Source organism: Burkholderia sp. MSHR3999, from assembly GCF_000833595.1.
GTDB lineage: Bacteria > Pseudomonadota > Gammaproteobacteria > Burkholderiales > Burkholderiaceae > Burkholderia > Burkholderia ubonensis.
Map to the genome: position 1 here is coordinate 486,347 of NZ_JRFO01000006.1, position 21,184 is coordinate 507,530.

Here is a 21,184-nt window from a genome sequence, read left to right on the forward strand (position 1 = left end):
CGGCAGACACCCCTCGGAGTCCCGGATGAAAACAATTCAGAAAATCGCTGCCCTCGCGTTGTGCATTGCATCCGCCGGCCCGTCCGTCGCCCATGCCGCAAGCACCTGCCCCGCTGCCGACGCCGCCGCACGCGCGGCGCTCGACGCACGGCATCGGCTGCAGCAGATCCCGGGCCAGCAAAGCGACTACGTCAGCGAAACCGTGTTGCCCGCTCAGCGCGACGCGATCCGCGCGTACAAGCAGGCGCTCGTCGGCGCGATCGACGCGCGGCTCGCGTGCACCGACGAACGCGTCGAGCCGGCCGCCTTGCAACGCACGCTCGCCGCGACGCTCCGCGCGTCGGCAAAACCGGCCGGGGCCGACGGCCATTCGTCGTTCGGGGACAATCCCACGGTCCAGGTGGAGCGCGCGGCCACGCCCCGGCCGCTCGTCCTCGTGCGCACCGGCTTCGACGTCGCCTGCGGCGACGACAACCTGCTCACCGGCTATGTATGGGACAACAGCGGGGACAACGGCGGCTGGCGGCGCGTGCTGCGCTGGCAGAGCGACGACTACAAGGACGTGTCCGGCGCGTACGGCCGGGGCTTCGAATTCGCGGCGCTGCCGGGCGGACAGGTGGTGGCCGTGCACGGCACGCCCTGGTGCACGTCGACGTGGACTCACTTCGTCGCCGACGTGATCGTGCCGGCGAACGGCGCGGCGCCGCAGCGCGCGGTGTTCCGGATGAGCAAGGACTATTGGTTCGAAGAAGACAACTTCCGGCTGAAGACGCGCCCCGACAGTTTCGAGCTGCGTGCGGCGGTCCACTCGATCGACTTCGACCTGCTGGTGCGGCCGGGCATCTACCGCTATCGCGTGGACGGCGACTCCGTGCACCGCGTGCAGCCCGCCGCCGCAAACGGCCGGGACTTCGTCGACGAATGGCTGACAGTGGACGACACGCTCGCGCGCGAATGGAGCGACCCCGCATCGGCCGCTGCCGCGTTGAAAGCGCGGCAGGCGCTCAACGAACAACGCAAGGCGCCCGACACGTCGTTCGGGTACGGTGCGGTGCGCGGCTGCTCGACCGCGAAGGATCGCTTCCAGGTCGAGATCGCGCTGACCGGCAAGTCAGGGCAAACCGTCGCGAAGCGCTACGGCCTGATCCGCCAGGAAGCCAACGGTTTCACGATGCTCGGATTGCAGGACGCGCCGGAGCCGACGTGCCGCGGCGCAAACCTGATGCCGCGACTGATCCGTGCAGGCCGCCGCGGCGCACACGTCAACCGCCGCGCCGCGGCTCGAACACGAACGGCTGCGTCAGCGTGAACGGATTCGCCGCAGGCCCCGTCTGCGTGCAGGTCGCGCGCGACATCGCCTCGGCCGCGGCGCGGTCTGCGGCGGCATTGCGGCTGCTGGTCGTGATCGTCACGTTTTCCGCGACCCCGGAGGTCGTCATCAGCGCCCGCACCAGCACCGTCGCGGGACGCGTGAGCGGCTTTGCCGTCTCCGGATAGACGGCGCGCGGGATGCGGCACGTCAGCTTGCTGTCTTGCTGCGAGGACACCGCACAGCCGGCGAGCAGCACGGCGACGACGGGCAGCGCAAGGTAGGTCGGGCAGGTAGCCATGTTCGAATTGGAATCTGTTGCGTTGCTTCAGGACGAGCCGGCCGCGCAGCCTGCGTTCCCCGAGGCTGCGATGACCGGATGCTGCAACCGACGATACCCGACCGGATCGGCGGGCATCGCGACACCAGCGCGCATTGTGCGCGCCCCGCCCGGCCGGCAGCGGCGATTTGACAATACTTGACGCGAATCCGCTGCAGACCGCCGGGAATCCGCGCGATCCGCAGCGTAATCGATGCGACGCCGAACGCGCCCGGAGCGGGGCAATCGGCGGGCTGGCTTACTCGGCGTCTTCGTCGTCCGACTCGTCGAGCGCGTCGGCCGGCACTTCCCCGTACTTCGCGACCAAGGCCGCCCTGAAAGCCTTCAGCGACGGCTGTTCGTCGCACAGCTTGTACAGCGCCGCGAGCTGCTGCGGCCAGTCCTTCAGCTCCTTCGCGAAAACATGCAGGCGCGCGACCGTATCCAGCGCGTCGGCGTCGCGGCCGTCCAGCGCCTGCAGCACCGCATAGCGGCGCAGCACCGTCTCGCCGGGCAGCAGCGCGATCGCGCGTTCGTGCGCCGCCAGCTTGGCCGGCAGGGCGTCGCGCGAAAGCGTGAGCAGCGTCGCCGCGCCGTAGTCGCCCCACGCGCCGAACAGCAGCGACGGCGCGTCGCGATACTGCGCGGCCGGGTCGGTGCCGTAATACAGCACTTCCGCGCGCTGATAGTCGCGCAACACCGGCAGCGCCGCGAGCAGGCCGCCGAACGTCAGCAGCGCGAACAGCGCGAACGCCGCGCGGCCCGGCACGATGCGCAGCGGCTTTGCCTCGAGCAGGCCGATCACGAACATCACCGGCAGCAGGAAGAACATGTACTGCTGCGGATACTCGACCAGTGCGTGCATCAGCAGCACGCCGACCAGCGCGAAACCGAACACGCGCGTGCTCGTCTGCGGCGCGCGCAGCGCGCGCACGAACCACAGCACGAGCGTGACGACGAGCACGCCGAGGCCGAGCAGGCCGGATTTCGCGAGCAGGTCGATGAAGATGTCGTGCGAGTTGTTCGCGATCTCGACGCCGCCGAGCGCACGCGCGAGCGCGAACTGGTGCGACGGGAACTCGCCCCAGCCGACGCCGAGCAGCGGATGCTCGCGGAACATCGCGAGGCCGTACTTCCAGAGCGCGAGGCGCGGCGCGATCTGGCCCGCGTCGCGCATCCGTTCGGCCGCCGACACCGCGAGATTCAGGTGATAGTGCAGGTTCGCCCAGCGCACCGCGCCGTTCACCGCGACGAACACGGCGGCGAGCAGCACGGGCATCAGCCACGCTCGCGCGCGCACGTTGGCCGGCGCGCCCGGCTTGTCGCGCGATTCGACCCGCGCCATCCAGAAGCCGGCGACCACCATCACCGCGACCTGCAGCCACGGCCCGCGCGACACGGTGAGCGCGAGCCCGCCCGACAGCACGACCGACAGCATCAGCCACGCCCACACGGCGAGCCGGCGCGTCTGCACCAGATACAACGCGCCGGCGAGCGCGAACGCGATGTAGGTCGCCAGATGGTTCGCCTGCGCCATGTTGCCGTACGGCCGGCGCTCGACCGCAATGTTGTACACGACGACGAACGGCGACAGCACCGACTCGAGCCGGAACAACTGCACGACCTGGCAGAACACGGCGAACACGCCGCCGATGAGCAAGGCGCCCGCCATGATCCGCGCCGCCGCTTCCGCGAGCTGCTCGCGCGCGAGCACGTAGCCCGCCTGCATCGCGACCAGCGCCGCGCCGAGGTAGCCGACGGCCAGCCAGTTCATCGACGGCACCCGCAGCGGCATCAGCGCGACCTGCGCGACGAGCACGGCCGCGAAGCCGAGCGGCGCGGCGAACGCGGCCGGCGCCGCAAACGGCGTGGCCGGCCGGCTCGTCCGCACGAGCAGGATCACGGACGCGCCCAGCAGCAGATACAGCGCCAGCGCGGAAAACTCGGAATAGAAGGTCGGAATCGGATACGTGTGATTCGTGATCGCGTACGGCACGATCAGGGCGACCGCCAGCGCGACGAGCGGCAACGAGCGGGAAAAGGAAGAGGGCATGAGCAAACCGGATATCAGCAACCGGCGCACTATACAAAACTTTCCCCGCTCTGTGCGGAGCCGTCACGCCGGATGCATGGCCAGCCGCATCGATCCGGCGAACACCGCCCTGCCCGCCCGCTACGCGCGGCACTCGGCCGGCGCATACTTCGCCGGCAGCGTCGCGGCTTCGGCCGGCAGCGGCCCCGCCCCCGGCGCGGGCAGCGACGACGCCTGCTTGCCCGCGGCGAAGCACTCCCACGCGATCGCGCCCGCCTGCATCGCGCCTTTCCTGAGCGCCACGCGCGCGGTCGGCGCCTCCGCCTTGTCGGGCGCGGACGGCACCAGCACCAGCGTGTTCGCGTCGCCTGCCGCGACGCGGGCGGTAAAGACGACCGAGATCTGGCCCGTCTCGTCGTCGATCCGGACCGACTCGACGTTGCGGGTCGCGGCCGGCGGGCTGTAGCCGCCGGCGAGGCCCGCGCCGCTCGCCGCGTTGTCGGCGACCGCAAGCCGCGCGGACGACGCGAGCGCAAGCCCCTCGCCGACCCGCGAACGCGCGAGGTAATCCTGGTAGGCGGGAATCGCATAGGCGGCGACGACGCCGACGATCGCCAGCACGATCATCAGTTCGATCAGCGTGAAACCGGCGGGACGCCGGCGCGCCCGCCGCAGGTCGACGACGAGACGGCGGAACAGGGAAACGGAAAAGGCTTCGAACATGACAGGCTCCGGAAACGAAAAACGCCTGCCGATCCAGGCAGGCGTTTCGATCGTAGCCAGCGGGCCGTGCGGCCGGCAGTCGGCCGCACGGCCAACGCGTCAGTGCGAACCGGGCGCGCCCGACGCGCCACGGCGCTTCCTCAGCGCGTAGCCGGCCACGACGACGATCAGCGCGCCGGCGATGCTCGCGCCGTGGATCGCCGCCGGCGTGTCGAGCAGCGGCCAGCGGTCGCCGGCCGGGTCGTTCACCATCAGCCCGCCGGCGATCCAGCCGAGCAGCCCCGCGCCGAGCGTGACGATGATCGGAAAACGGTCGAGCATCTTCAGCACCAGCGTGCTGCCCCACACGATGATCGGCACGCTGACGACGAGCCCGAAGATCACGAGCGCGAGCCGGTGCGACGGGTCGGCCCGCTCCGCCGCGCCGGCGATCGCGATCACGTTGTCGAGGCTCATCACCGCGTCGGCGATCACGATCGTCTTCACGGCCGCCCACAGCTTGTCGGCCGGCTTGATGTCGTCGTGCGCGTTGGCGGCAGGCGCCATCAGCTTGATGCCGATCCACAGCAGCAGCACGCCGCCGGCGAACTTCAGGAACGGCACGTCGAGCAGCACGACCGCGAACGCGATCAGCACGATCCGCAGCAGGATCGCGCCGGCGGTGCCCCAAACGACGCCGCGCAGGCGCTGGTTCGCCGGCAGGTTGCGGCACGCGAGCGCGATCACGACCGCGTTGTCGCCGCCGAGCAGGATGTCGATGACGACGATCTGGAACACGGCGCCCCAGTGGAGCGTGGACAGGAATTCGAGCATGGACGGACGCGGGGTGGACAGTCTGCCGGGCGCAGGCGCACGCAGGTTCGCCGCCGGCCGCACGATGCGCGCGCAGCCTTACGGGAACATTTTGCGAGCGTAACAAAAAACGCCGGCTGAGCCGGCGTTTTCTGCAGGACGAACCCAGGCGGAATTTACAGCGCCTTCTTCAGCAGGCGACCCATTTCCGACGGGTTGCGCGTGACCGTGATGCCGCACGCTTCCATGATTTCCAGCTTCGCTTCGGCCGTGTCCGCACCGCCCGAGATCAGCGCGCCGGCGTGGCCCATGCGCTTGCCCGGAGGCGCCGTGACGCCCGCGATGAAGCCGACGACCGGCTTCTTCATGTTGTCCTTGATCCACTGCGCGGCGTTGGCTTCGTCCGGACCGCCGATCTCGCCGATCATCACGACCGCATCCGTATCCGGATCGTCGTTGAACATCTTCATGACGTCGATGTGCTTCAGACCGTTGATCGGGTCGCCGCCGATGCCGACTGCCGACGACTGGCCGAGGCCCAGCGCCGTCAGCTGCGCAACGGCTTCATACGTCAGCGTGCCCGAACGCGACACGACGCCGATGCGGCCCTTGCGGTGGATGTGACCCGGCATGATGCCGATCTTCAGTTCGTCCGGCGTGATCGTGCCCGGGCAGTTCGGCCCGAGCAGCAGCGTCTTGCGGCCTTCGCGGCGCATGCGGTCCTTCACTTCGATCATGTCGCGCACCGGGATGCCTTCCGTGATGCAGATCGCGAGATCCAGGTCGGCTTCGACCGCTTCCCAGATCGCAGCGGCAGCGCCTGCCGGCGGAACGTAGATGACCGACACGGTTGCGCCGGTTTCTTCCTTCGCTTCCTTGACGCTTGCGTAGATCGGAATGCCTTCGAAATCTTCGCCGGCCTTCTTCGGGTTCACGCCCGCGACGAATGCTTCGCGGCCGTTTGCATATTCACGGCAGGCGCGCGTGTGGAACTGACCGGTTTTGCCGGTAATGCCCTGCGTGATGACCTTCGTGTCCTTGTTGATCAGAATCGACATGTATTTTGACCTCTGTTCGATTGGCGTCGCGTGTCAGCCGCGCCGCCATGCGTATTCGACGATAGCGTTACTTGCCTTCGGCAGCCGCGACGACCTTCTGTGCGGCTTCTTCCATGCTGTCCGCCGAGATGATCGGCAGGCCCGAATCGGCCAGCATCTTCTTGCCGAGGTCTTCGTTCGTGCCCTTCATGCGCACGACGAGCGGCACGTTCAGGTTCACGGCCTTCGAACCGGCGATCACGCCTTCCGCGATCACGTCGCAGCGCATGATGCCGCCGAAGATGTTGACGAGGATCGCCTTCAGGTCCGGGTTCTTCAGCATCAGCTTGAACGCTTCCGTGACCTTCTCGGTGGTCGCGCCGCCGCCGACGTCCAGGAAGTTCGCCGGCTCGCCGCCGAACAGCTTGATCGTGTCCATCGTCGCCATCGCAAGGCCCGCGCCGTTCACGAGGCAGCCGATGTTGCCGTCGAGCGAGATGTACGCGAGGTCGAACTTCGACGCTTCGATTTCAGCCGGATCTTCTTCGTCCAGGTCGCGGTACGCGACGATTTCCGGGTGGCGGAACAGCGCGTTCGAGTCGAAGTTGAACTTCGCGTCGAGTGCGATGACCTTGCCGTCGCCGGAGACGTTCAGCGGGTTGATTTCAGCCAGCGACGCGTCGGTTTCCCAGAATGCCTTGTACAGGCCTTGCAGGATGGCACGCGCTTGCGGAATCGAGGCAGCCGGCACGCCGATCTTCGCGGCGAGGTCGTCGGCCTGGGCGTCGAGCAGGCCGGTCGACGGCTCGACGATGACCTTGTGGATCAGTTCCGGGTGCTTTTCGGCAACTTCTTCGATGTCCATGCCGCCTTCGCTCGAACCCATCAGAACGATCTTTTGCGAGATGCGATCAACGACGAGGCTGACGTACAGTTCCTGCTTGATGTCGGCGCCTTCCTCGATCATCAGACGATTGACCTTCTGGCCTTCCGGACCGGTCTGGTGCGTGACGAGCTGCATGCCGAGGATCTGGTTCGCGTATTCGCGAACCTGCTCGATCGACTTCGCTACCTTCACGCCGCCGCCCTTGCCGCGGCCGCCCGCGTGGATCTGTGCCTTGACGACCCATACCGGGCCGCCGAGCTCTTCCGCCACCTTGACGGCTTCGTCAACCGAGAACGCCGGCTTGCCGCGCGGTACCGCGACTCCGAATTTCCGCAGGATTTCCTTACCCTGGTACTCGTGAATCTTCATGCGTGATTCCCTTCAGTCTGAGAGTTGGATGAAAAGTCGTTCAGGACGCTTCTTCGAATGATTTCCGTTCATTCCTTCGTGCCGCCTTCCGGCCGGCTCGCGCCATACCAGCGCGGGTAGTACTGCCGCACGACCTCGCCGTCGAACCGCAGCGCACGGCAGCGGCCGAGCTGGAACGGTGCGTCGTCGTGCGCGCCGTCGTGATCCGGCGCTTCGCCGCCCTCCTCGCGCACGTTCCACACGTCACCGGCGAACGCCTGGATCGCCGCCGTCGGCAGCACGGCGCACAGTTCGGTGAGGTGGGAGCAGCCCGCGACGCCGGCCAGCAGCCGGTTCGCATTGCGGCGGAAATTGCGGAAGAGATTGAGCCCGACGAGGGCCCGATAGGCGGGAGCGGCAGATTGACAGTGACCGGGATACGGCACCCATTCCGAAGACGCTTCGGCGTCGACGACATTGAGGTCACGATCGATGGTCACGCGCAGCCAGAGTTCGTGGATCGGCAGGCCCTGGGGCCGGATGCCCGACGCAAGCGCGACGTCGCGCGGCTTGTGATCGGTCAGGCAGGCTTCGATGTCCCACAAGCCGTCGCCGCGCTCGTAGGCTTCCGCTCGGATTGCGCGTCGATGTCGCAACTGACGGGGCACGGGCTCGGATAGCGGCATGCTGGAGGTTGAGGCCGAAGAGGAAAACCGGTGGATTTTACCATATCGGGTATTTGAGACAGGCCGACGTGACGGCGGGTATTCCCGCCTGTCAGGAAGTGGTTGCAACGCAGCAAAATCGCGCGTCGCGCGCGACTTCGGCGATCAGTCGTCGCCGAACATTTCGTCGCCGCACTTCAGCAGCTTCACGATGGTCGCGCTCGAGAAGCCGCGCGCCGCCAGGAAGCGCGCCTGCTTCGCGCGCTCGGCGGGCGTTTGCGGCAGTGCACCGAATTTCTTGCGCCAGACCGCCTGCGCGCGCGCCCATTCCGTCTCTCGAAGCTGCGCGCCCACCTCCTCGACGAGGGTGTCGCCGACCGCATGTCGCTTCAGCTCGTTGACGATCCGCGCGGCGCCGACCCGCGACGCGCGGCGATGCACGAGGCTTTCGGCGAAACGCGCGTCGGACAGCCAGCCTTCCTGCTCCAGCGCATCCAGCACCGGCTCGACGGATTCGTCTTCGCCGGCATAAGGCGCGAGCTTGCGCGCCAGTTCGGCGCGGCTGTACTCACGCCGCGACAGGTAGCCGAGCGCGCGGCCCTTCAGTGACCGAGCGGGTTTCGACGACGAAGGCTTGCGCGCGCCCTCCGCCTCGGCGGCGGCGCCTGACGGCCGGCGCGTGCGACGCGGGTTCTGGCTCGTGCGGGTATAGACGTCTTCCGTGGCCGCGGCGGAAGCAGCGGACGACGCGCTTTCGCGCGGGAAGCCGACGCCGGACACGCGACGGCGCGCGCGGTCGTGCGCATCGAACGATTCGTCGTGCTCGAACGGATCGTCCGGCGCGGTCACCTCAAATGAAACGAGGGCATCGTCGGATGCCCTCGTCGCGGTGCGGTTCGCGGCATGGCTGGCTGAAGCGCCCGTGGACCGCCGGCTGGCGCCCGGGGACGCGACGCGCCGGTCGGAATCGCCCGGCGCGCTGCGCGCGTCGTGCTCCTCTTCCGGCCCGCCTGTTCCGCCCCGGCGCCTGACCATCACTCTTCTTCGTCCATCGCCTCGGCTTCGTTGCCTGCGCCATCGGGCATCGCAGCGACGCCGAGCGATTCGCGAATGCGGTTCTCGATCTCGCGAGCGATTTCCGGATTCTCGCGCAGGAATTCACGCGCGTTGTCCTTGCCCTGACCGATCTTCTCGCCGTTGTAGCTGTACCAGGCGCCCGCCTTGTCGACGATCTTCGCCTGCACGCCGAGGTCGATGATCTCGCCCTGACGCGAGATGCCCTCGCCGTACAGGATGTCGAAGATCGCTTCGCGGAACGGCGGCGACACCTTGTTCTTCACGACCTTCACGCGGGTTTCGTTGCCGATCACCTCGTCGTTCTTCTTGATCGAGCCGATCCGGCGGATGTCGAGACGCACCGACGAGTAGAACTTCAGCGCGTTGCCGCCCGTCGTGGTTTCCGGGTTGCCGAACATCACGCCGATCTTCATCCGGATCTGGTTGATGAAGATCACGAGGCAGTTCGTGCGCTTGATCGTGCCGGTCAGCTTGCGCAGCGCCTGCGACATCAGGCGCGCCTGCAGGCCCGGCAGCGAATCGCCCATCTCGCCTTCGATTTCGGCCTTCGGCACGAGCGCCGCGACCGAGTCGATGACGATCATGTCGATCGAGCCCGAGCGCACCAGCGCGTCGGTGATTTCCAGCGCCTGTTCGCCGGTGTCCGGCTGCGAGATCAGCAGCTCCGGCACGTTCACGCCGAGCTTCGCTGCGTACTGGACGTCGAGCGCGTGTTCGGCATCGATGAACGCCGCGGTGCCGCCGAGCTTCTGCAGCTCCGCGATCACCTGCAGCGTGAGCGTGGTCTTGCCGGACGATTCCGGACCATAGATTTCGACCACCCGGCCGCGCGGCAGGCCGCCGACGCCGAGCGCGATGTCGAGGCCCAGCGAGCCCGTGGACACGACCTGGATGTCCTCGGCGGCTTCACCGTCGCCCATGCGCATGATCGACCCTTTGCCGAACTGCTTCTCGATCTGCGCGAGCGCGGCGGCCAGCGCCTTGCTCTTCTCTGCAGTCAGCCCGGAGCCTTTCTTGCTATCTTCCATGAATCGTCCTTTGCTATGATGAGCAGCGTCTGATTGAGGTGCGCCGGACGAGCCGCTGCGCACGAATGCAGACACTGTATAAAAAAACAGTGTTTTATGCAAGCCCGCAATTGGGCCGCGCAACACACGAACCACTTCGGAGACAGCCGCGCCGGCATGATCGCCCTGCCGGCCACCGGTCACGCACATGCGAATTCTCATCGCCGAAGATGACAGCATACTCGCGGACGGCCTCACCCGGTCACTCCGCCAATCGGGCTATGCCGTCGACCACGTGAAGAACGGCGTCGAGGCCGACACGGCCCTGTCGATGCAGACGTTCGACCTGCTGATCCTCGATCTCGGCCTGCCGAAGCTGTCCGGGCTCGACGTCCTGAAGCGCCTGCGCGCACGCAATTCCAACCTCCCGGTGCTGATCCTGACCGCCGCCGACAGCGTCGACGAGCGCGTGAAGGGCCTCGACCTCGGCGCCGACGACTACATGGCCAAGCCGTTCGCGCTCAACGAGCTCGAGGCGCGCGTGCGCGCGCTGACCCGGCGCGGCGCGGGCGGCGGCCCGACCGTCGTGCGGCACGGCTCGCTCGCGTTCGACCAGGTCGGCCGCATTGCGTACGCGAACGACCGCGTGCTCGACCTGTCCGCGCGCGAGCTCGGCCTGCTCGAAGTGCTGCTGCAGCGGATCGGCCGCCTCGTGTCGAAGGAGCAGCTCGTCGACCATCTGTGCGAATGGGGCGAGGAAGTCAGCAACAACGCGATCGAGGTCTACGTGCACCGGCTGCGCAAGAAGATCGAGCCGAGCGGCGTGCGAATCGCCACCGTGCGCGGGCTCGGCTACTGCCTCGAGAAAGTCGCCGCCGCCCCGCCGGCCGACGCGGCGGAGCCCCGCCCCGCGCCAGCCGGCACGCCGCTGCGCTGACGGCCGGCCGTCGCCGCGATGGCCACGCCGGCCCGTTCCCGCCACCCGACCGGCGAACCCGCTTCCGCCGCCGACGCCGCGCGCGACGCGCGCTATGAGAACCCGTTCGCGCCGCCCGACGAAACCGACGCGCCCGAGGCCGCGCGGCCGCGCTCGCTGTTCGGCGAGATCCTCGACTGGATGCTCGCGCCGCTCCTGCTGCTGTGGCCGATGAGCATCGCCGTCACGTATCTCGTCGCGAAGACGATCGCGAACGGCCCGTTCGACCGCGCGCTCGAGACCAACGCGTACGTGCTCGCGCGGCAGATCCACCCCGTCAACGGCGTCGCCGAGCTGACGCTGCCGCAGGCGACCCGCGACTTCCTGCGCGCGGACAACGTCGACAGCGTCTACTTCCAGGTGCTCGGCACGCGCGGCGAGCTGGTCGCGGGCGAAGCGGACCTGCCGCTGCCGCACGACGAGGACCGCCCGCCGCCGGGCGTCGTCGCGTTCCGCGACGACCTGCTGCGCGGCAACGACGTCCGCGTCGCGTATACAACAGTCGCGCTGCCGCAGCCGAGCGGCCCGCAGCCGGTGCTCGTGCAGGTCGGCGAGACGCTCGACAAGCGCAACGCGCTCGCCAACGACATCATCAAGGGCGTGATCCTGCCGCAGTTCGTGATCCTGCCGCTCGCGATCCTGCTCGTCTGGTTCGGTCTGTCGCGCGGGCTCGCGCCGCTCAATGCGCTGCAGGCCCACATCCGCGCGCGGCGTCCGGACGACCTGTCGCCCGTCGAGGCGCAGCGCGCGCCGCCCGAGATCGAGCCGCTCGTCACGTCGTTCAACGACCTGCTCGCGCGCCTCGAACAGAGCATGGCGCTGCAAAAGCGCTTCATCGCCGACGCCGCGCACCAGATGAAGACGCCGCTCGCCGGGCTGCGCACGCAGGCCGAATTCGCGCTGCGCCACGACGTGTCCGCGGACGTGCAGCGCTCGCTCGAACAGATCGCGACGAGTTCCGAGCAGGCCGCGCGGCTCGTCACGCAGTTGCTCGCGCTCGCGCGTGCCGAGAACCGCGCGAGCGGGCTGATGTTCGAGCCCGTCGAGATCGCCACGCTCGCGCGGCGCGCGGTGCGCGACTGGGTGCAGGCCGCGCTCGCGAAGCGGATGGACCTCGGCTACGAAGGCCCGGACGCCGGCGACGATGGCGCGCCGCTCGACGTCGACGGCAATCCGCTGATGCTGCGCGAGATGCTCGGCAACCTGATCGACAACGCGATCCGCTATACGCCGGAAGGCGGCCGCATCACCGTACGGGTGCGCGAGGATCGCGCCGCGCGGCTCGCGCACCTGGAAGTCGAGGACACGGGCCCCGGCATCCCCGCCGCCGAACGCGAGCGCGTGCTCGAGCGCTTCTACCGCATCCTTGGCCGCGAAGGCGACGGCAGCGGCCTCGGGCTCGCGATCGTGCGCGAGATCGTCGCGCAGCACGGCGGCACGCTGACGCTCGACGATCACGTCTACCAGGCGACGCCGCGCCTCGCGGGCACGCTCGTGCGCGTGACGCTCCCCTTGCACGACCCGGCCCCGGAATAACCCTGACATGCGCCGCAGCATCCTGCCGCAACGCCGCTGATTGCGCGAACTTGCGTGCCGTTTCCCGAGCGAACGACACACGAAGACAGCCGTTCGCCGCGGGTTAACGTGGCATCGTTTTATGCCTGCAAGTCAGTGCGCCGTAAGTTTGCCTGCCAATAATCGTCGACAGGCTCGCCTTCCAGGGCGACCCAACACCAATATCAAGAGACTTGGAGACGATTCATGGCAACGTTAGGCGGGCAAATTGCGCGCGCGCCGATGACCGGCGAAGAGAAGAAGGTAATCTTCGCGTCGTCGCTCGGCACCGTGTTCGAGTGGTACGACTTCTACCTGGCCGGCTCACTCGCGGCCTTCATCAGCAAGAGCTTCTTCTCCGGCGTCAACCCGACCGCCGCCTTCATCTTCACGCTGCTCGGCTTCGCGGCCGGCTTCGCGGTGCGCCCGTTCGGCGCGATCGTGTTCGGACGGCTCGGCGACCTCGTCGGCCGCAAGCACACGTTCCTCGTGACGATCGTGATCATGGGCGTCTCGACGTTCGTGGTCGGCTTCCTGCCCGGCTACGCGTCGATCGGCATCGCCGCGCCGGTGATCTTCATCGCGATGCGGCTGCTGCAGGGCCTCGCGCTCGGCGGCGAGTACGGCGGCGCGGCGACCTACGTCGCGGAGCATGCGCCCTCGCACCGGCGCGGCTTCTACACCGCGTGGATCCAGACGACCGCGACGCTCGGCCTGTTCCTGTCGCTGCTCGTGATCCTCGGCGTGCGCACGATGATCGGCGAGGAAGCGTTCGGCGCGTGGGGCTGGCGCGTGCCGTTCGTCGCGTCGATCCTGCTGCTCGCCGTGTCGGTGTGGATCCGGCTGCAGTTGAACGAGTCGCCGGTGTTCCTGCGTATCAAGGCCGAGGGCAAGACGTCGAAGGCGCCGCTGACCGAGGCGTTCGGCCAGTGGAAGAACCTGAAGATCGTGATCCTCGCGCTCGTCGGCCTGACGGCCGGCCAGGCGGTCGTGTGGTACACGGGCCAGTTCTACGCGCTGTTCTTCCTCACGCAGACGCTGAAGGTCGACGGCGCGAGCGCGAACATCCTGATCGCGATCGCGCTCCTGATCGGCACGCCGTTCTTCGTGTTCTTCGGCTCGCTGTCGGACCGGATCGGCCGCAAGCCGATCATCCTCGCGGGCTGCCTGATCGCGGCGCTGACCTACTTCCCGCTGTTCAAGGCGCTCACGCACTACGCGAACCCGCAGCTCGAGCTCGCGACGATGAAGGCGCCGATCACCGTCGTCGCCGATCCCGCCGCCTGCTCGTTCCAGTTCAACCCGGTCGGCACGTCGAAGTTCACGAACTCGTGCGACATCGCGAAGAGCGCACTCGCGAAGGCGGGCCTGAACTACGAGAACGTCGCGGCGCCGGCCGGCGCGACCGCGCAGATCAAGGTCGGCGACACCGTGATCGACGCGTACGACGGCAAGGCGGCCGACGCGAAGGCGAAGGGCGCGGCGTTCGACAAGACGCTCGCCGCGACGCTGAAGTCCGCAGGCTATCCGGCGAAGGCCGATCCGGCGCAGATCAACTGGCCGATGACGATCGTGATCCTGACGATCCTCGTGATCTACGTGACGGCGGTCTACGGGCCGATCGCCGCGATGCTGGTCGAGATGTTCCCGACGCGGATCCGCTATACGTCGATGTCGCTGCCGTATCACATCGGCAACGGCTGGTTCGGCGGCTTCCTGCCGGCAACCGCGTTCGCGATCGTCGCGGCGCAGGGCAACATCTACTCGGGGCTGTGGTATCCGATCGTGATCGCGCTGGTCACGTTCGTGATCGGGCTGCTGTTCGTCAAGGAGACGAAGGATTCGAATATCTATGCGCAGGATTGACGGTTGAGGCGCGTGCTTCGGCCGCTTGCGGCGGGCCGGAGCGTGGTGCCGGCAACCTTTTTCGAGAAAATATGAAAAAAGGTGTTGACACCCCGGTTGGGCATCAGCATAATTCAAGTCTTCGGCGAATTAGCTCAGTCGGTTAGAGCGACGGAATCATAATCCGCAGGTCCGGGGTTCGAGTCCCTGATTCGCCACCAAATGCGAAAGCCCGGTAGATCTTTGATCTACCGGGCTTTTTCAGTTCTGGCTCTGCGGTTATCCGCGAAACCTGATTCTGTTGCCCGGCCTCCGGCGGCACAAGCGCAGCCAACTCGTCGGGCGCATTCCCCCCAACACCACGATTTCATCCGCCGCACTCGTCGCGCCGGCGCCTCCCGTTCGTCGCTACGCCGCCACCGACCCGCGACTCACATCACTCGCACGCGCCTGCAACCTGCTCCGCCAATCCTCCCCGCCCTCCATCGACGGCGTCGATTCGAACAACTCCTGGATCCAGTCGGCGAACACGCGCACCTTCGTGGACAAGTGCCGGTTGTGCGGATAGACGATCGAAATCGGCTTCGGCTTCGGGTTGAAGCCCGGCAGCACCTCCAGCAGCGAACCGTCGAGAAGATGCGGCAGCACCATGAACAGCGTCGGCTGGATCATCCCGAAACCTTCGAGGCCGCAGGTCACATAGGCATCCGAATCGTTGACCGTGACGGTCGACTTCAGCCTGATCTCCACCGGCTTGCCGTCGATCACGAACACCCACGGTATCGGCCGCGCGCCGTGGCTCGCGCGGAAATTCACCGCGACGTGCTCGGCGAGATCGGCGATCTCGTGCGGATCGCCGTGACGCTTCAGGTAATCGGGCGATGCGCAGGTCACGCGCTTGAGCATCCCGATCCGCCGCGCGACCATCGACGAATCCTCGAGCGGCCCGACGCGGATCATGCAGTCGATGCCCTCCTCGATCGGGTCGACCGGCCGGTCGGAGAGCCCGAGATCGAGCGTGATGTCCGGATAGCGCTGGCGGAACGCCGGCAGCGCGGGAATCACGAGCCGACGCCCGAGCGCGTTCGGCATGTGGACGCGCAGCACCCCGCTCGGCTTGCGGTTGCCGGTCTGGAAGCTCGCGTCGGCTTCCGCAATCTCCGCGATGATCTTCACGCAATGCTCGTAGTACGCGGCGCCTTCCGGCGTCAGCGACAGCCGGCGCGTCGTCCGGTGCAGGAGCCGCACGCCGAGCAGCGCCTCGAGATTCTGGATGATCGTCGTCACCGACGCGCGCGGCATCGTGAGCGTATCCGCCGCGCGCGTGAAGCTGTTCGCATCGACCACGCGGGTGAAGACTTCCATTGCCTGGATACGGTCCATGCTATCCCCCTTCGAATCACCAACAGAACAGGATAGAGCGCGTGGAAGCCCCGACACAAGCCCCGTCCCATTATTCGCACGCACCGAATAGTCGAGCGTTTCGCAGTAGGAAAAGACGCGAATTCAACCGGCCGAACCCGACGCGTGCGCCGACTCTCCAGCCGCACGCGGCGCTCAACCGGCAAACCGCTCCCGATATCCCTGCGGCGTGACGCCCAGCACGCGCACGAAGCTGCGCCGCAACGTCTCCTCGGAGCCGAACCCGCAGCGATCGGCAATCCGCTTGACCGGCCACGACGTGTCGCCGAGCAGGCGCTGCGCGGTCTCGATCCGGATCTGCTCGACCGCGCGGGCAGGCGTGCGCCCGGTCTCGGCGCGGTAGTGCCGCACGAAGCTGCGCTCGCTCATCCGCGCGCGCTCGGCGAGCACCGGCACGGACAGGTCCGCGGCAAGGTGCTCCGCGATCCACGCATGCAGTTCGGCGAACCGGTCGCCGCTCTGCTGCATCGACAGCGTCGCGCTGAATTGGGCCTGCCCGCCCGGACGCTTCAGGAACACGACGAGCTCGCGCGCGACGTCGAGCGCGATCGTGCGCCCGAGATCCTCCTCGACGAGCGCAAGCGCGAGATCGATGCCGGCCGTCACGCCGGCCGACGTCCACAGCGCGCCCTCTCGAATGAAGATCGGATCCGCTTCGACGCGGATGCGCGGATAGCGCGCCGCGAGCTCGTCGCAGCGCGTCCAGTGGGTGACCGCGCGGCGCCCGTCGAGCAGGCCGGCTTCGGCCAGCAGAAACGCCCCCGTGCAGACCGATGCAACCCGTCGCGACCGCTCGGCCTGCCGCCGGACCCAGCGGATCAGCCGTGCGTCCCGCGACGCCGCGTGCACGCCCATGCCGCCCGCGACGATCACCGTATCGGGATGTCCGCCCGCCGAACGCAGCGAATCGGCGATCACGACGAGGCCCGACGACGTCGCGACCGGCCCCGCGTCGGCAGCCACGACGCGCGGCGCGTACGGCGCGGCCTGCCCGCGCTCGAGCGCGAGCTCGTTGACGGACGCGAACACCTGCAGCGGCCCGGTCACGTCGAGCAGTTGCGCGCCGGGGAACGCCAGCACGAAGATCGCGCGCGGAACGGTAGACATGTCGATTGGCGGAAAACGTGGGGGAGATGGCAATTTCGCCAAACACTACCCGCCTAGAATCGATCTGTCCATCACACGTCGACAACGGCGTTCCGCTCAATCCCTCGGGGTATCCACATGACTCTGCATATCGGCTTTCTCGTGTTTCCGGGCGTTCAGCAGCTCGACCTCACCGGCCCGCACGACGTACTCGCGTCGCTGCCGGACACGGCGGCGCACCTGGTATGGAAGACGCGCGAGCCGGTCGCATCGAGCAGCGGGCTCGCGCTGACGCCGGGCCACACGTTCGCCGACTGTCCGCCGCTCGACGTCATCTGCATTCCGGGCGGCACCGGCATCACCGACCTGCTGTCCGATCGGGAGACGATCGACTTCGTGCGCGAACGGTCCGCAGCCGCCCGCTACGTGACGTCGGTCTGCACCGGCGCGCTGCTGCTCGGCGCGGCCGGACTGCTGCGCGGGCGCCGCGCGACCACGCACTGGGCGTTCCATGCGCTACTCGAACCGCTCGGCGCGGTGCCGGTGCGCGAGCGCGTGGTGCGCGACGGCAACCTGTTCACGGGCGGCGGCGTGACCGCCGGCATCGACTTCGCGCTGACGATCGCCGCCGAACTGGCCGGCGACGAGGAGGCGCAGGCGATTCAACTGGAGCTCGAATATGCGCCCGCGCCGCCGTTCGACGCAGGCTCGCCCGATACCGCGCCGGCCGGCGTCGTCACGCGGGTGCGCGAGCGCTCGGCAGCCAACCTCGCCCGACGCCGGCAGGTGATCGAGCAGGCCGCCGCCGCAATGGATCGATGACGGAGCGAATCCCTGCCATGAACGTCTTCCGCAGCACCGCGTTTACCGCGGATCGCGCCTGGGGCGCACTGGACGTCGCCAACCTGCGCGGCATCACGGTCCGCCTGCACTGGACCGACCAGCCCTATCGGTGGCACGTCAACGACGGCGACGAAGTGTTCGCCGTGCTCGACGGTCGCGTCGAGATGCGCTATCGGGAAGCGGGCGTCGAGCGTTCAGTGATGCTCGCGACCGGCGACGTGCTCCATGCGCCGGCCGGCACCGAGCACGTCGCGCACCCGCTCGGCGAAGCCCGCATTCTCGTCGTCGAAACCGAAGGCAGCATCTAGACGCCCGCGCCGCCGCGGCGCGGTATCCCCCGCATCCGGTCGCCGCGATCTTGGTAGACTGTCGCGCTGTCGATCACGCGGAACCCGCACATGAATCTCTACACCAAGGAAGGCAAACCGCTGCAGGTCGGCGGCCAGATCGTATTCAGCCGCTCGGGACAGGTCGTCGGACGCATCAGCGGCCGCAGGGTCTTCGGCAAGAACGGCCGCTACGTCGGCACCATCGCCGGCGACCGGCTCGTCTACCGCTCGACCGACAGCGTGGCGGCCGGCATGCCGTTCTCCGCCGCCAATCGGACGGGCATCGCGAAACTGTACCGCGTCGCGTCCGTCGCATGGGGCAGCGAGCCCGATATTCCGGCCTGACGAAACGCGCCTGCGCCGGGGGCGCTCAACCCGAGATCGTCCCCGTTCCCTGCGACGGGACGAGCTTCGGCAACGGCGAACACTGGCACTGGCACAGGTCATGCTCGAGCGCAACGACCTTGCCCATCACGGTCATCGCGCGCGCGCCGCCGTCGGACACGATCACGCCTTGCGTCTTGCACGCCGCGCAGAATACCGGCGCGCCGAGATAGGCCAGCGGCCGGCCGTCGAACGACGATTCGGCGATGCCGTCGAGCACGACGCCGCCATGGTCGGTGGTGTCGCCCTTCAGAATGAATTTGCGGCTCATGATGTTGGTTCTTCCCTCGGAGGCGCCGCCTGGCGCTCATTGTCCGCCCGTCGGTTGCGGGCGTGCCGTGAGGATATCACCGCGGCGCCCCGAACCTGCACTTGCGCCACGCGCCGATGCGCCCTCTGTCACACGAACAGCCGGATGCACAGCGCCGCGCCGCACAGATACGTGCCGAGCGCGCCGACGAACCGCGCGGGATTCGGCTTCGACATCGTCGGCCACGCGAGCAGGCCGATCACGAGCAGGCATCGGCAGACGGTCGCGGCGACGATCAGCGACAGGATCGCGCCCGACGGCTGGTGCGCGCCGAAGTAGAGAAACAGCACCGCGAGGAACGGCACGTATTCGGCGGTGTTGCCGTGTGCGCGCACAACCTTGTGCAGCGCATTGGTCGGATCCTCCGCGCAACCGGACCCGGTCGTCATGCGAAACCGCATGACGGAGACGGCAAGGCCCAGCCCGAACAGCAGCAGGCCGAGCACGGCGGTACAAGCAACAGCGATCACGTTCATATGGTGAGGACTCCGGTCGGGACAGGAAGCCACGCCGGACGGCCACGTCGGACGACGCCGCCCCGGCGGACACGCGGAGATCATGGACGATGCCCGCAACCGCCACGATACCCGGAGCCGGGGCCGCCGCCTATCCGGCGCCGCGAAGCCGCTCAGCCGCGCTCGCGCCGAATCCGAGCGGGCGTATTGCCGACGATCCGGCGAAAGCACGTGGTCATATGCGCCTGATCCGCGAAGCCGCACGCTTGACGCGCCGCTGCATGACGAAGCGCAGCGGGGTCTCGCCGGTGGACGCACGAAACGCCCGCATAAAAAATACGGCCGCCACAACGGGCGGCCGGACGCGCATCACGCGAGCCTCATGTGCACGTCACGCGCACATCACGCGCGCTCGCGCACTTCGTGTGCCTCGAGCGTCGCGCCTGCATCCGCGGCGCCAGCCACGCTGGTCCCATCGTTCTCGTCGCCGAGCTGCCCTTCCCACTTCGCGATCACGGCTGCGGCGATCGAGTTGCCGACCGCGTTGGTCGCCGAGCGGCCCATGTCGAGGAACGTGTCGACGCCCATGATCAGCAGCAGCCCCGCTTCCGGCAGGTTGAACTGGTTGAGCGTCGCGGCGATCACGACGAGCGACGCGCGCGGCACGCCCGCCATCCCCTTCGACGTCAGCATCAGCAGCAGCAGCATCGTCAGCTGCGTGCCGAGCGGCAGGTGGATGCCGTATGCCTGCGTGATGAACAGCACCGCGAACGTGCAGTACATCATCGAGCCGTCGAGGTTGAACGAATAGCCCATCGGCAGCACGAAGCTAGAGATCTTGCGGTTCACGCCGAAACGGTCGAGCGCGTCGAGCAGCTTCGGATACGCGGCTTCCGAGCTGGCGGTCGCGAACGACAGCAGGAACGGCTCGCGAATCAGGCGGATCAGCGAGAACGTGCGCTTGCCGAGGAACGCGAGACCCGCGAGCGTCAACATGCCCCACAGCAGCGCGAGCGCGATGTAGAAGCTGCCCATGAACTTCGCGAACGTGAGCAGGATGCCGAGGCCCTGCGTCGTGATCGTCGACGCGAGCGCCGCGAACACCGCGATCGGCGCGAACCACATCACCGCGCCGGTGACCTTCAGCATCACCTGCGCGAGATCCTCGATCACGCCGGTCAGGCGCTTGCCCAACTCGCCGAGCGAGGACAGCGCGGTGCCGAAGAAGATCGAGAACACGACGATCTGCAGGATCTCGTTGTTCGCCATCGCCTCGGCGATCGACTTCGGCACCAGGTGCGTGACGAAGTCCTTCAGCGTGAACGCGCCGGTCTTCAGGTTGGTGGCCGCGTCGGTGGCCGGCAGCGGCAGGCTCAGATGGCTGCCCGGCTGCAGCAGCGTGGCGGTCAGCAGGCCGAACAGCAGCGACACGAACGACGCGATGAAGAACCACCCGAGCGCCTTCACGCCGACCCGGCCGACCGAGCTCGTGTCGCCCATGTGCGCGATGCCGACGGTCAGCGTCGCGAACACGAGCGGCGCGATGATCATCTTGATCAGGCGCAGGAACACGTCCGACAGCAGCGAGACGTAGCCGGCGATCTCCTTGGTGACATTCGGGTCGGGAAACGCGCTGTGGCAGCCGTAACCGACCGCGATCCCGAGGACCATCGCAATCACGATATATGAAGTAATGTTGCGTTTCTTTTGCATAACGAATCCCGATGCCCGGGCAAGCTTTGAGGATGTCTGAAAGGCAGGCGCGCGACGGCGTCCTGGGCGGGT

21 protein-coding genes and 1 tRNA gene are annotated in these 21,184 nt (G+C 67.8%); 8 read left to right on the top strand and 14 right to left on the bottom strand.

All coding sequences use genetic code 11. From position 1 onward, the window contains the following. Positions 1-25 precede the first annotated feature (25 nt). On the top strand, positions 26-1,309 hold the full coding sequence (locus KY49_RS19480) for a hypothetical protein (RefSeq protein ID WP_231636456.1): 1,284 nt from the start codon (positions 26-28) through the stop codon (positions 1,307-1,309). On the opposite strand, the gene KY49_RS19485 is transcribed toward KY49_RS19480, so the two are convergent. The 9 genes from KY49_RS19485 to recA all read right to left on the bottom strand — a co-directional run bounded on the left by KY49_RS19485 (position 1,263) and on the right by recA (position 10,216). Further along, the gene (locus KY49_RS19485; RefSeq protein WP_042586221.1) at positions 1,263-1,610 is read right to left on the bottom strand and encodes a TonB family protein; all 348 of its coding nucleotides are present in this window, start codon (positions 1,608-1,610) and stop codon (positions 1,263-1,265) included. The genes KY49_RS19480 and KY49_RS19485 overlap by 47 nt on opposite strands. A gap of 277 nt (positions 1,611-1,887) precedes the next feature. Then, positions 1,888-3,681 (bottom strand): PglL family O-oligosaccharyltransferase, encoded by a 1,794-nt coding sequence (locus KY49_RS19490; protein WP_042586222.1) that lies wholly within the window; start codon positions 3,679-3,681, stop codon positions 1,888-1,890. A 120-nt stretch (positions 3,682-3,801) separates the two neighbouring features. Continuing rightward, positions 3,802-4,383: a pilin gene (locus tag KY49_RS19495; protein WP_042586223.1), complete on the bottom strand. Its 582-nt coding sequence runs from the start codon at positions 4,381-4,383 to the stop codon at positions 3,802-3,804. A 99-nt stretch (positions 4,384-4,482) separates the two neighbouring features. Then, positions 4,483-5,196 (bottom strand): TerC family protein, encoded by a 714-nt coding sequence (locus tag KY49_RS19500; protein ID WP_042586224.1) that lies wholly within the window; start codon positions 5,194-5,196, stop codon positions 4,483-4,485. Positions 5,197-5,351: 155 nt separating this feature from the next. Further along, positions 5,352-6,233, bottom strand: coding sequence for a succinate--CoA ligase subunit alpha (gene sucD, locus KY49_RS19505; protein WP_042586225.1), 882 nt, complete (start codon positions 6,231-6,233; stop codon positions 5,352-5,354). A 67-nt stretch (positions 6,234-6,300) separates the two neighbouring features. After that, positions 6,301-7,467 carry an ADP-forming succinate--CoA ligase subunit beta gene (gene sucC, locus KY49_RS19510; RefSeq protein WP_010090787.1) on the bottom strand — a complete coding sequence of 389 codons (1,167 nt, stop codon included), beginning with the start codon at positions 7,465-7,467 and terminating at the stop codon, positions 6,301-6,303. Between the two features lie 68 nt (positions 7,468-7,535). Beyond that, the gene (locus tag KY49_RS19515) at positions 7,536-8,132 is read right to left on the bottom strand and encodes a DUF2889 domain-containing protein (protein WP_029226350.1); all 597 of its coding nucleotides are present in this window, start codon (positions 8,130-8,132) and stop codon (positions 7,536-7,538) included. Between the two features lie 144 nt (positions 8,133-8,276). Beyond that, positions 8,277-9,146, bottom strand: coding sequence for a recombination regulator RecX (gene recX / locus KY49_RS19520; RefSeq protein WP_042586226.1), 870 nt, complete (start codon positions 9,144-9,146; stop codon positions 8,277-8,279). Then, complete coding sequence (recA, locus tag KY49_RS19525) at positions 9,146-10,216, bottom strand: recombinase RecA (RefSeq protein ID WP_042586227.1); 1,071 nt, start codon at positions 10,214-10,216, stop codon at positions 9,146-9,148. Before recA ends, recX begins: the two co-directional genes overlap by 1 nt. 187 nt (positions 10,217-10,403) lie before the next feature. On the opposite strand from recA, the gene KY49_RS19530 reads away from it, so the two are divergent. The 4 genes from KY49_RS19530 (at position 10,404) to KY49_RS19545 (ending at position 14,791) form a co-directional block, all read left to right on the top strand. After that, the gene (locus KY49_RS19530) at positions 10,404-11,132 is read left to right on the top strand and encodes a response regulator transcription factor (protein ID WP_042586228.1); all 729 of its coding nucleotides are present in this window, start codon (positions 10,404-10,406) and stop codon (positions 11,130-11,132) included. Between the two features lie 18 nt (positions 11,133-11,150). Next, a complete protein-coding gene (locus KY49_RS19535) occupies positions 11,151-12,707 on the top strand; it encodes a sensor histidine kinase N-terminal domain-containing protein (protein WP_042586229.1) in 1,557 nt (518 codons plus the stop codon). A 225-nt stretch (positions 12,708-12,932) separates the two neighbouring features. Next, positions 12,933-14,591 (top strand): MFS transporter, encoded by a 1,659-nt coding sequence (locus KY49_RS19540; RefSeq protein WP_042586230.1) that lies wholly within the window; start codon positions 12,933-12,935, stop codon positions 14,589-14,591. A 123-nt stretch (positions 14,592-14,714) separates the two neighbouring features. Then, positions 14,715-14,791, top strand: a tRNA-Met gene (locus KY49_RS19545). Between the two features lie 187 nt (positions 14,792-14,978). On the opposite strand, the gene KY49_RS19550 is transcribed toward KY49_RS19545, so the two are convergent. Then, a complete protein-coding gene (locus tag KY49_RS19550) occupies positions 14,979-15,953 on the bottom strand; it encodes a LysR family transcriptional regulator (RefSeq protein ID WP_042586231.1) in 975 nt (324 codons plus the stop codon). Between the two features lie 174 nt (positions 15,954-16,127). Further along, on the bottom strand, positions 16,128-17,099 hold the full coding sequence (locus KY49_RS19555) for a GlxA family transcriptional regulator (RefSeq protein WP_042586232.1): 972 nt from the start codon (positions 17,097-17,099) through the stop codon (positions 16,128-16,130). A 117-nt stretch (positions 17,100-17,216) separates the two neighbouring features. Between KY49_RS19555 and KY49_RS19560 the strand changes: the two genes are divergently transcribed. The 3 genes from KY49_RS19560 to KY49_RS19570 all read left to right on the top strand — a co-directional run bounded on the left by KY49_RS19560 (position 17,217) and on the right by KY49_RS19570 (position 18,595). Further along, complete coding sequence (locus KY49_RS19560) at positions 17,217-17,900, top strand: DJ-1/PfpI family protein (protein WP_042586233.1); 684 nt, start codon at positions 17,217-17,219, stop codon at positions 17,898-17,900. Positions 17,901-17,917: 17 nt separating this feature from the next. After that, positions 17,918-18,229 carry a cupin domain-containing protein gene (locus KY49_RS19565; RefSeq protein WP_042586234.1) on the top strand — a complete coding sequence of 104 codons (312 nt, stop codon included), beginning with the start codon at positions 17,918-17,920 and terminating at the stop codon, positions 18,227-18,229. 90 nt (positions 18,230-18,319) lie between these two features. Then, complete coding sequence (locus KY49_RS19570) at positions 18,320-18,595, top strand: hypothetical protein (RefSeq protein ID WP_042586235.1); 276 nt, start codon at positions 18,320-18,322, stop codon at positions 18,593-18,595. Positions 18,596-18,620: 25 nt separating this feature from the next. Here the strand turns inward: KY49_RS19570 and KY49_RS19575 are convergent, their stop codons facing one another. From KY49_RS19575 to KY49_RS19585, 3 genes are all read right to left on the bottom strand, one after another. Then, on the bottom strand, positions 18,621-18,905 hold the full coding sequence (locus KY49_RS19575; protein WP_010090775.1) for a PAAR domain-containing protein: 285 nt from the start codon (positions 18,903-18,905) through the stop codon (positions 18,621-18,623). 128 nt (positions 18,906-19,033) lie between these two features. Continuing rightward, positions 19,034-19,420: an MAPEG family protein gene (locus tag KY49_RS19580; protein ID WP_042586236.1), complete on the bottom strand. Its 387-nt coding sequence runs from the start codon at positions 19,418-19,420 to the stop codon at positions 19,034-19,036. A 381-nt stretch (positions 19,421-19,801) separates the two neighbouring features. Next, positions 19,802-21,112, bottom strand: a complete 1,311-nt coding sequence (locus tag KY49_RS19585; RefSeq protein WP_042586237.1) for a dicarboxylate/amino acid:cation symporter — start codon at positions 21,110-21,112, stop codon at positions 19,802-19,804. Positions 21,113-21,184: the final 72 nt, after the last annotated feature.

Bases quoted from the DNA above. Each gene is read 5' to 3' on its own strand.
- KY49_RS19495 (WP_042586223.1), bottom strand. From the start codon at position 4,383: ATGTTCGAAGCCTTTTCCGTTTCCCTGTTCCGCCGTCTCGTCGTCGAC.
- KY49_RS19580 (WP_042586236.1), bottom strand. From the start codon at position 19,420: ATGAACGTGATCGCTGTTGCTTGTACCGCCGTGCTCGGCCTGCTGCTG.
- KY49_RS19585 (WP_042586237.1), bottom strand. From the start codon at position 21,112: ATGCAAAAGAAACGCAACATTACTTCATATATCGTGATTGCGATGGTC.
- sucD (WP_042586225.1), bottom strand. From the start codon at position 6,233: ATGTCGATTCTGATCAACAAGGACACGAAGGTCATCACGCAGGGCATT.
- KY49_RS19570 (WP_042586235.1), top strand. From the start codon at position 18,320: ATGAATCTCTACACCAAGGAAGGCAAACCGCTGCAGGTCGGCGGCCAG.
- KY49_RS19565 (WP_042586234.1), top strand. From the start codon at position 17,918: ATGAACGTCTTCCGCAGCACCGCGTTTACCGCGGATCGCGCCTGGGGC.
- KY49_RS19535 (WP_042586229.1), top strand. From the start codon at position 11,151: ATGGCCACGCCGGCCCGTTCCCGCCACCCGACCGGCGAACCCGCTTCC.
- KY49_RS19500 (WP_042586224.1), bottom strand. From the start codon at position 5,196: ATGCTCGAATTCCTGTCCACGCTCCACTGGGGCGCCGTGTTCCAGATC.
- KY49_RS19480 (WP_231636456.1), top strand. From the start codon at position 26: ATGAAAACAATTCAGAAAATCGCTGCCCTCGCGTTGTGCATTGCATCC.
- KY49_RS19515 (WP_029226350.1), bottom strand. From the start codon at position 8,132: ATGCCGCTATCCGAGCCCGTGCCCCGTCAGTTGCGACATCGACGCGCA.
- recX (WP_042586226.1), bottom strand. From the start codon at position 9,146: ATGGTCAGGCGCCGGGGCGGAACAGGCGGGCCGGAAGAGGAGCACGAC.
- KY49_RS19540 (WP_042586230.1), top strand. From the start codon at position 12,933: ATGGCAACGTTAGGCGGGCAAATTGCGCGCGCGCCGATGACCGGCGAA.
- KY49_RS19555 (WP_042586232.1), bottom strand. From the start codon at position 17,099: ATGTCTACCGTTCCGCGCGCGATCTTCGTGCTGGCGTTCCCCGGCGCG.
- KY49_RS19575 (WP_010090775.1), bottom strand. From the start codon at position 18,905: ATGAGCCGCAAATTCATTCTGAAGGGCGACACCACCGACCATGGCGGC.
- sucC (WP_010090787.1), bottom strand. From the start codon at position 7,467: ATGAAGATTCACGAGTACCAGGGTAAGGAAATCCTGCGGAAATTCGGA.
- KY49_RS19530 (WP_042586228.1), top strand. From the start codon at position 10,404: ATGCGAATTCTCATCGCCGAAGATGACAGCATACTCGCGGACGGCCTC.
- KY49_RS19485 (WP_042586221.1), bottom strand. From the start codon at position 1,610: ATGGCTACCTGCCCGACCTACCTTGCGCTGCCCGTCGTCGCCGTGCTG.
- KY49_RS19490 (WP_042586222.1), bottom strand. From the start codon at position 3,681: ATGCCCTCTTCCTTTTCCCGCTCGTTGCCGCTCGTCGCGCTGGCGGTC.
- recA (WP_042586227.1), bottom strand. From the start codon at position 10,216: ATGGAAGATAGCAAGAAAGGCTCCGGGCTGACTGCAGAGAAGAGCAAG.
- KY49_RS19560 (WP_042586233.1), top strand. From the start codon at position 17,217: ATGACTCTGCATATCGGCTTTCTCGTGTTTCCGGGCGTTCAGCAGCTC.
- KY49_RS19550 (WP_042586231.1), bottom strand. From the start codon at position 15,953: ATGGACCGTATCCAGGCAATGGAAGTCTTCACCCGCGTGGTCGATGCG.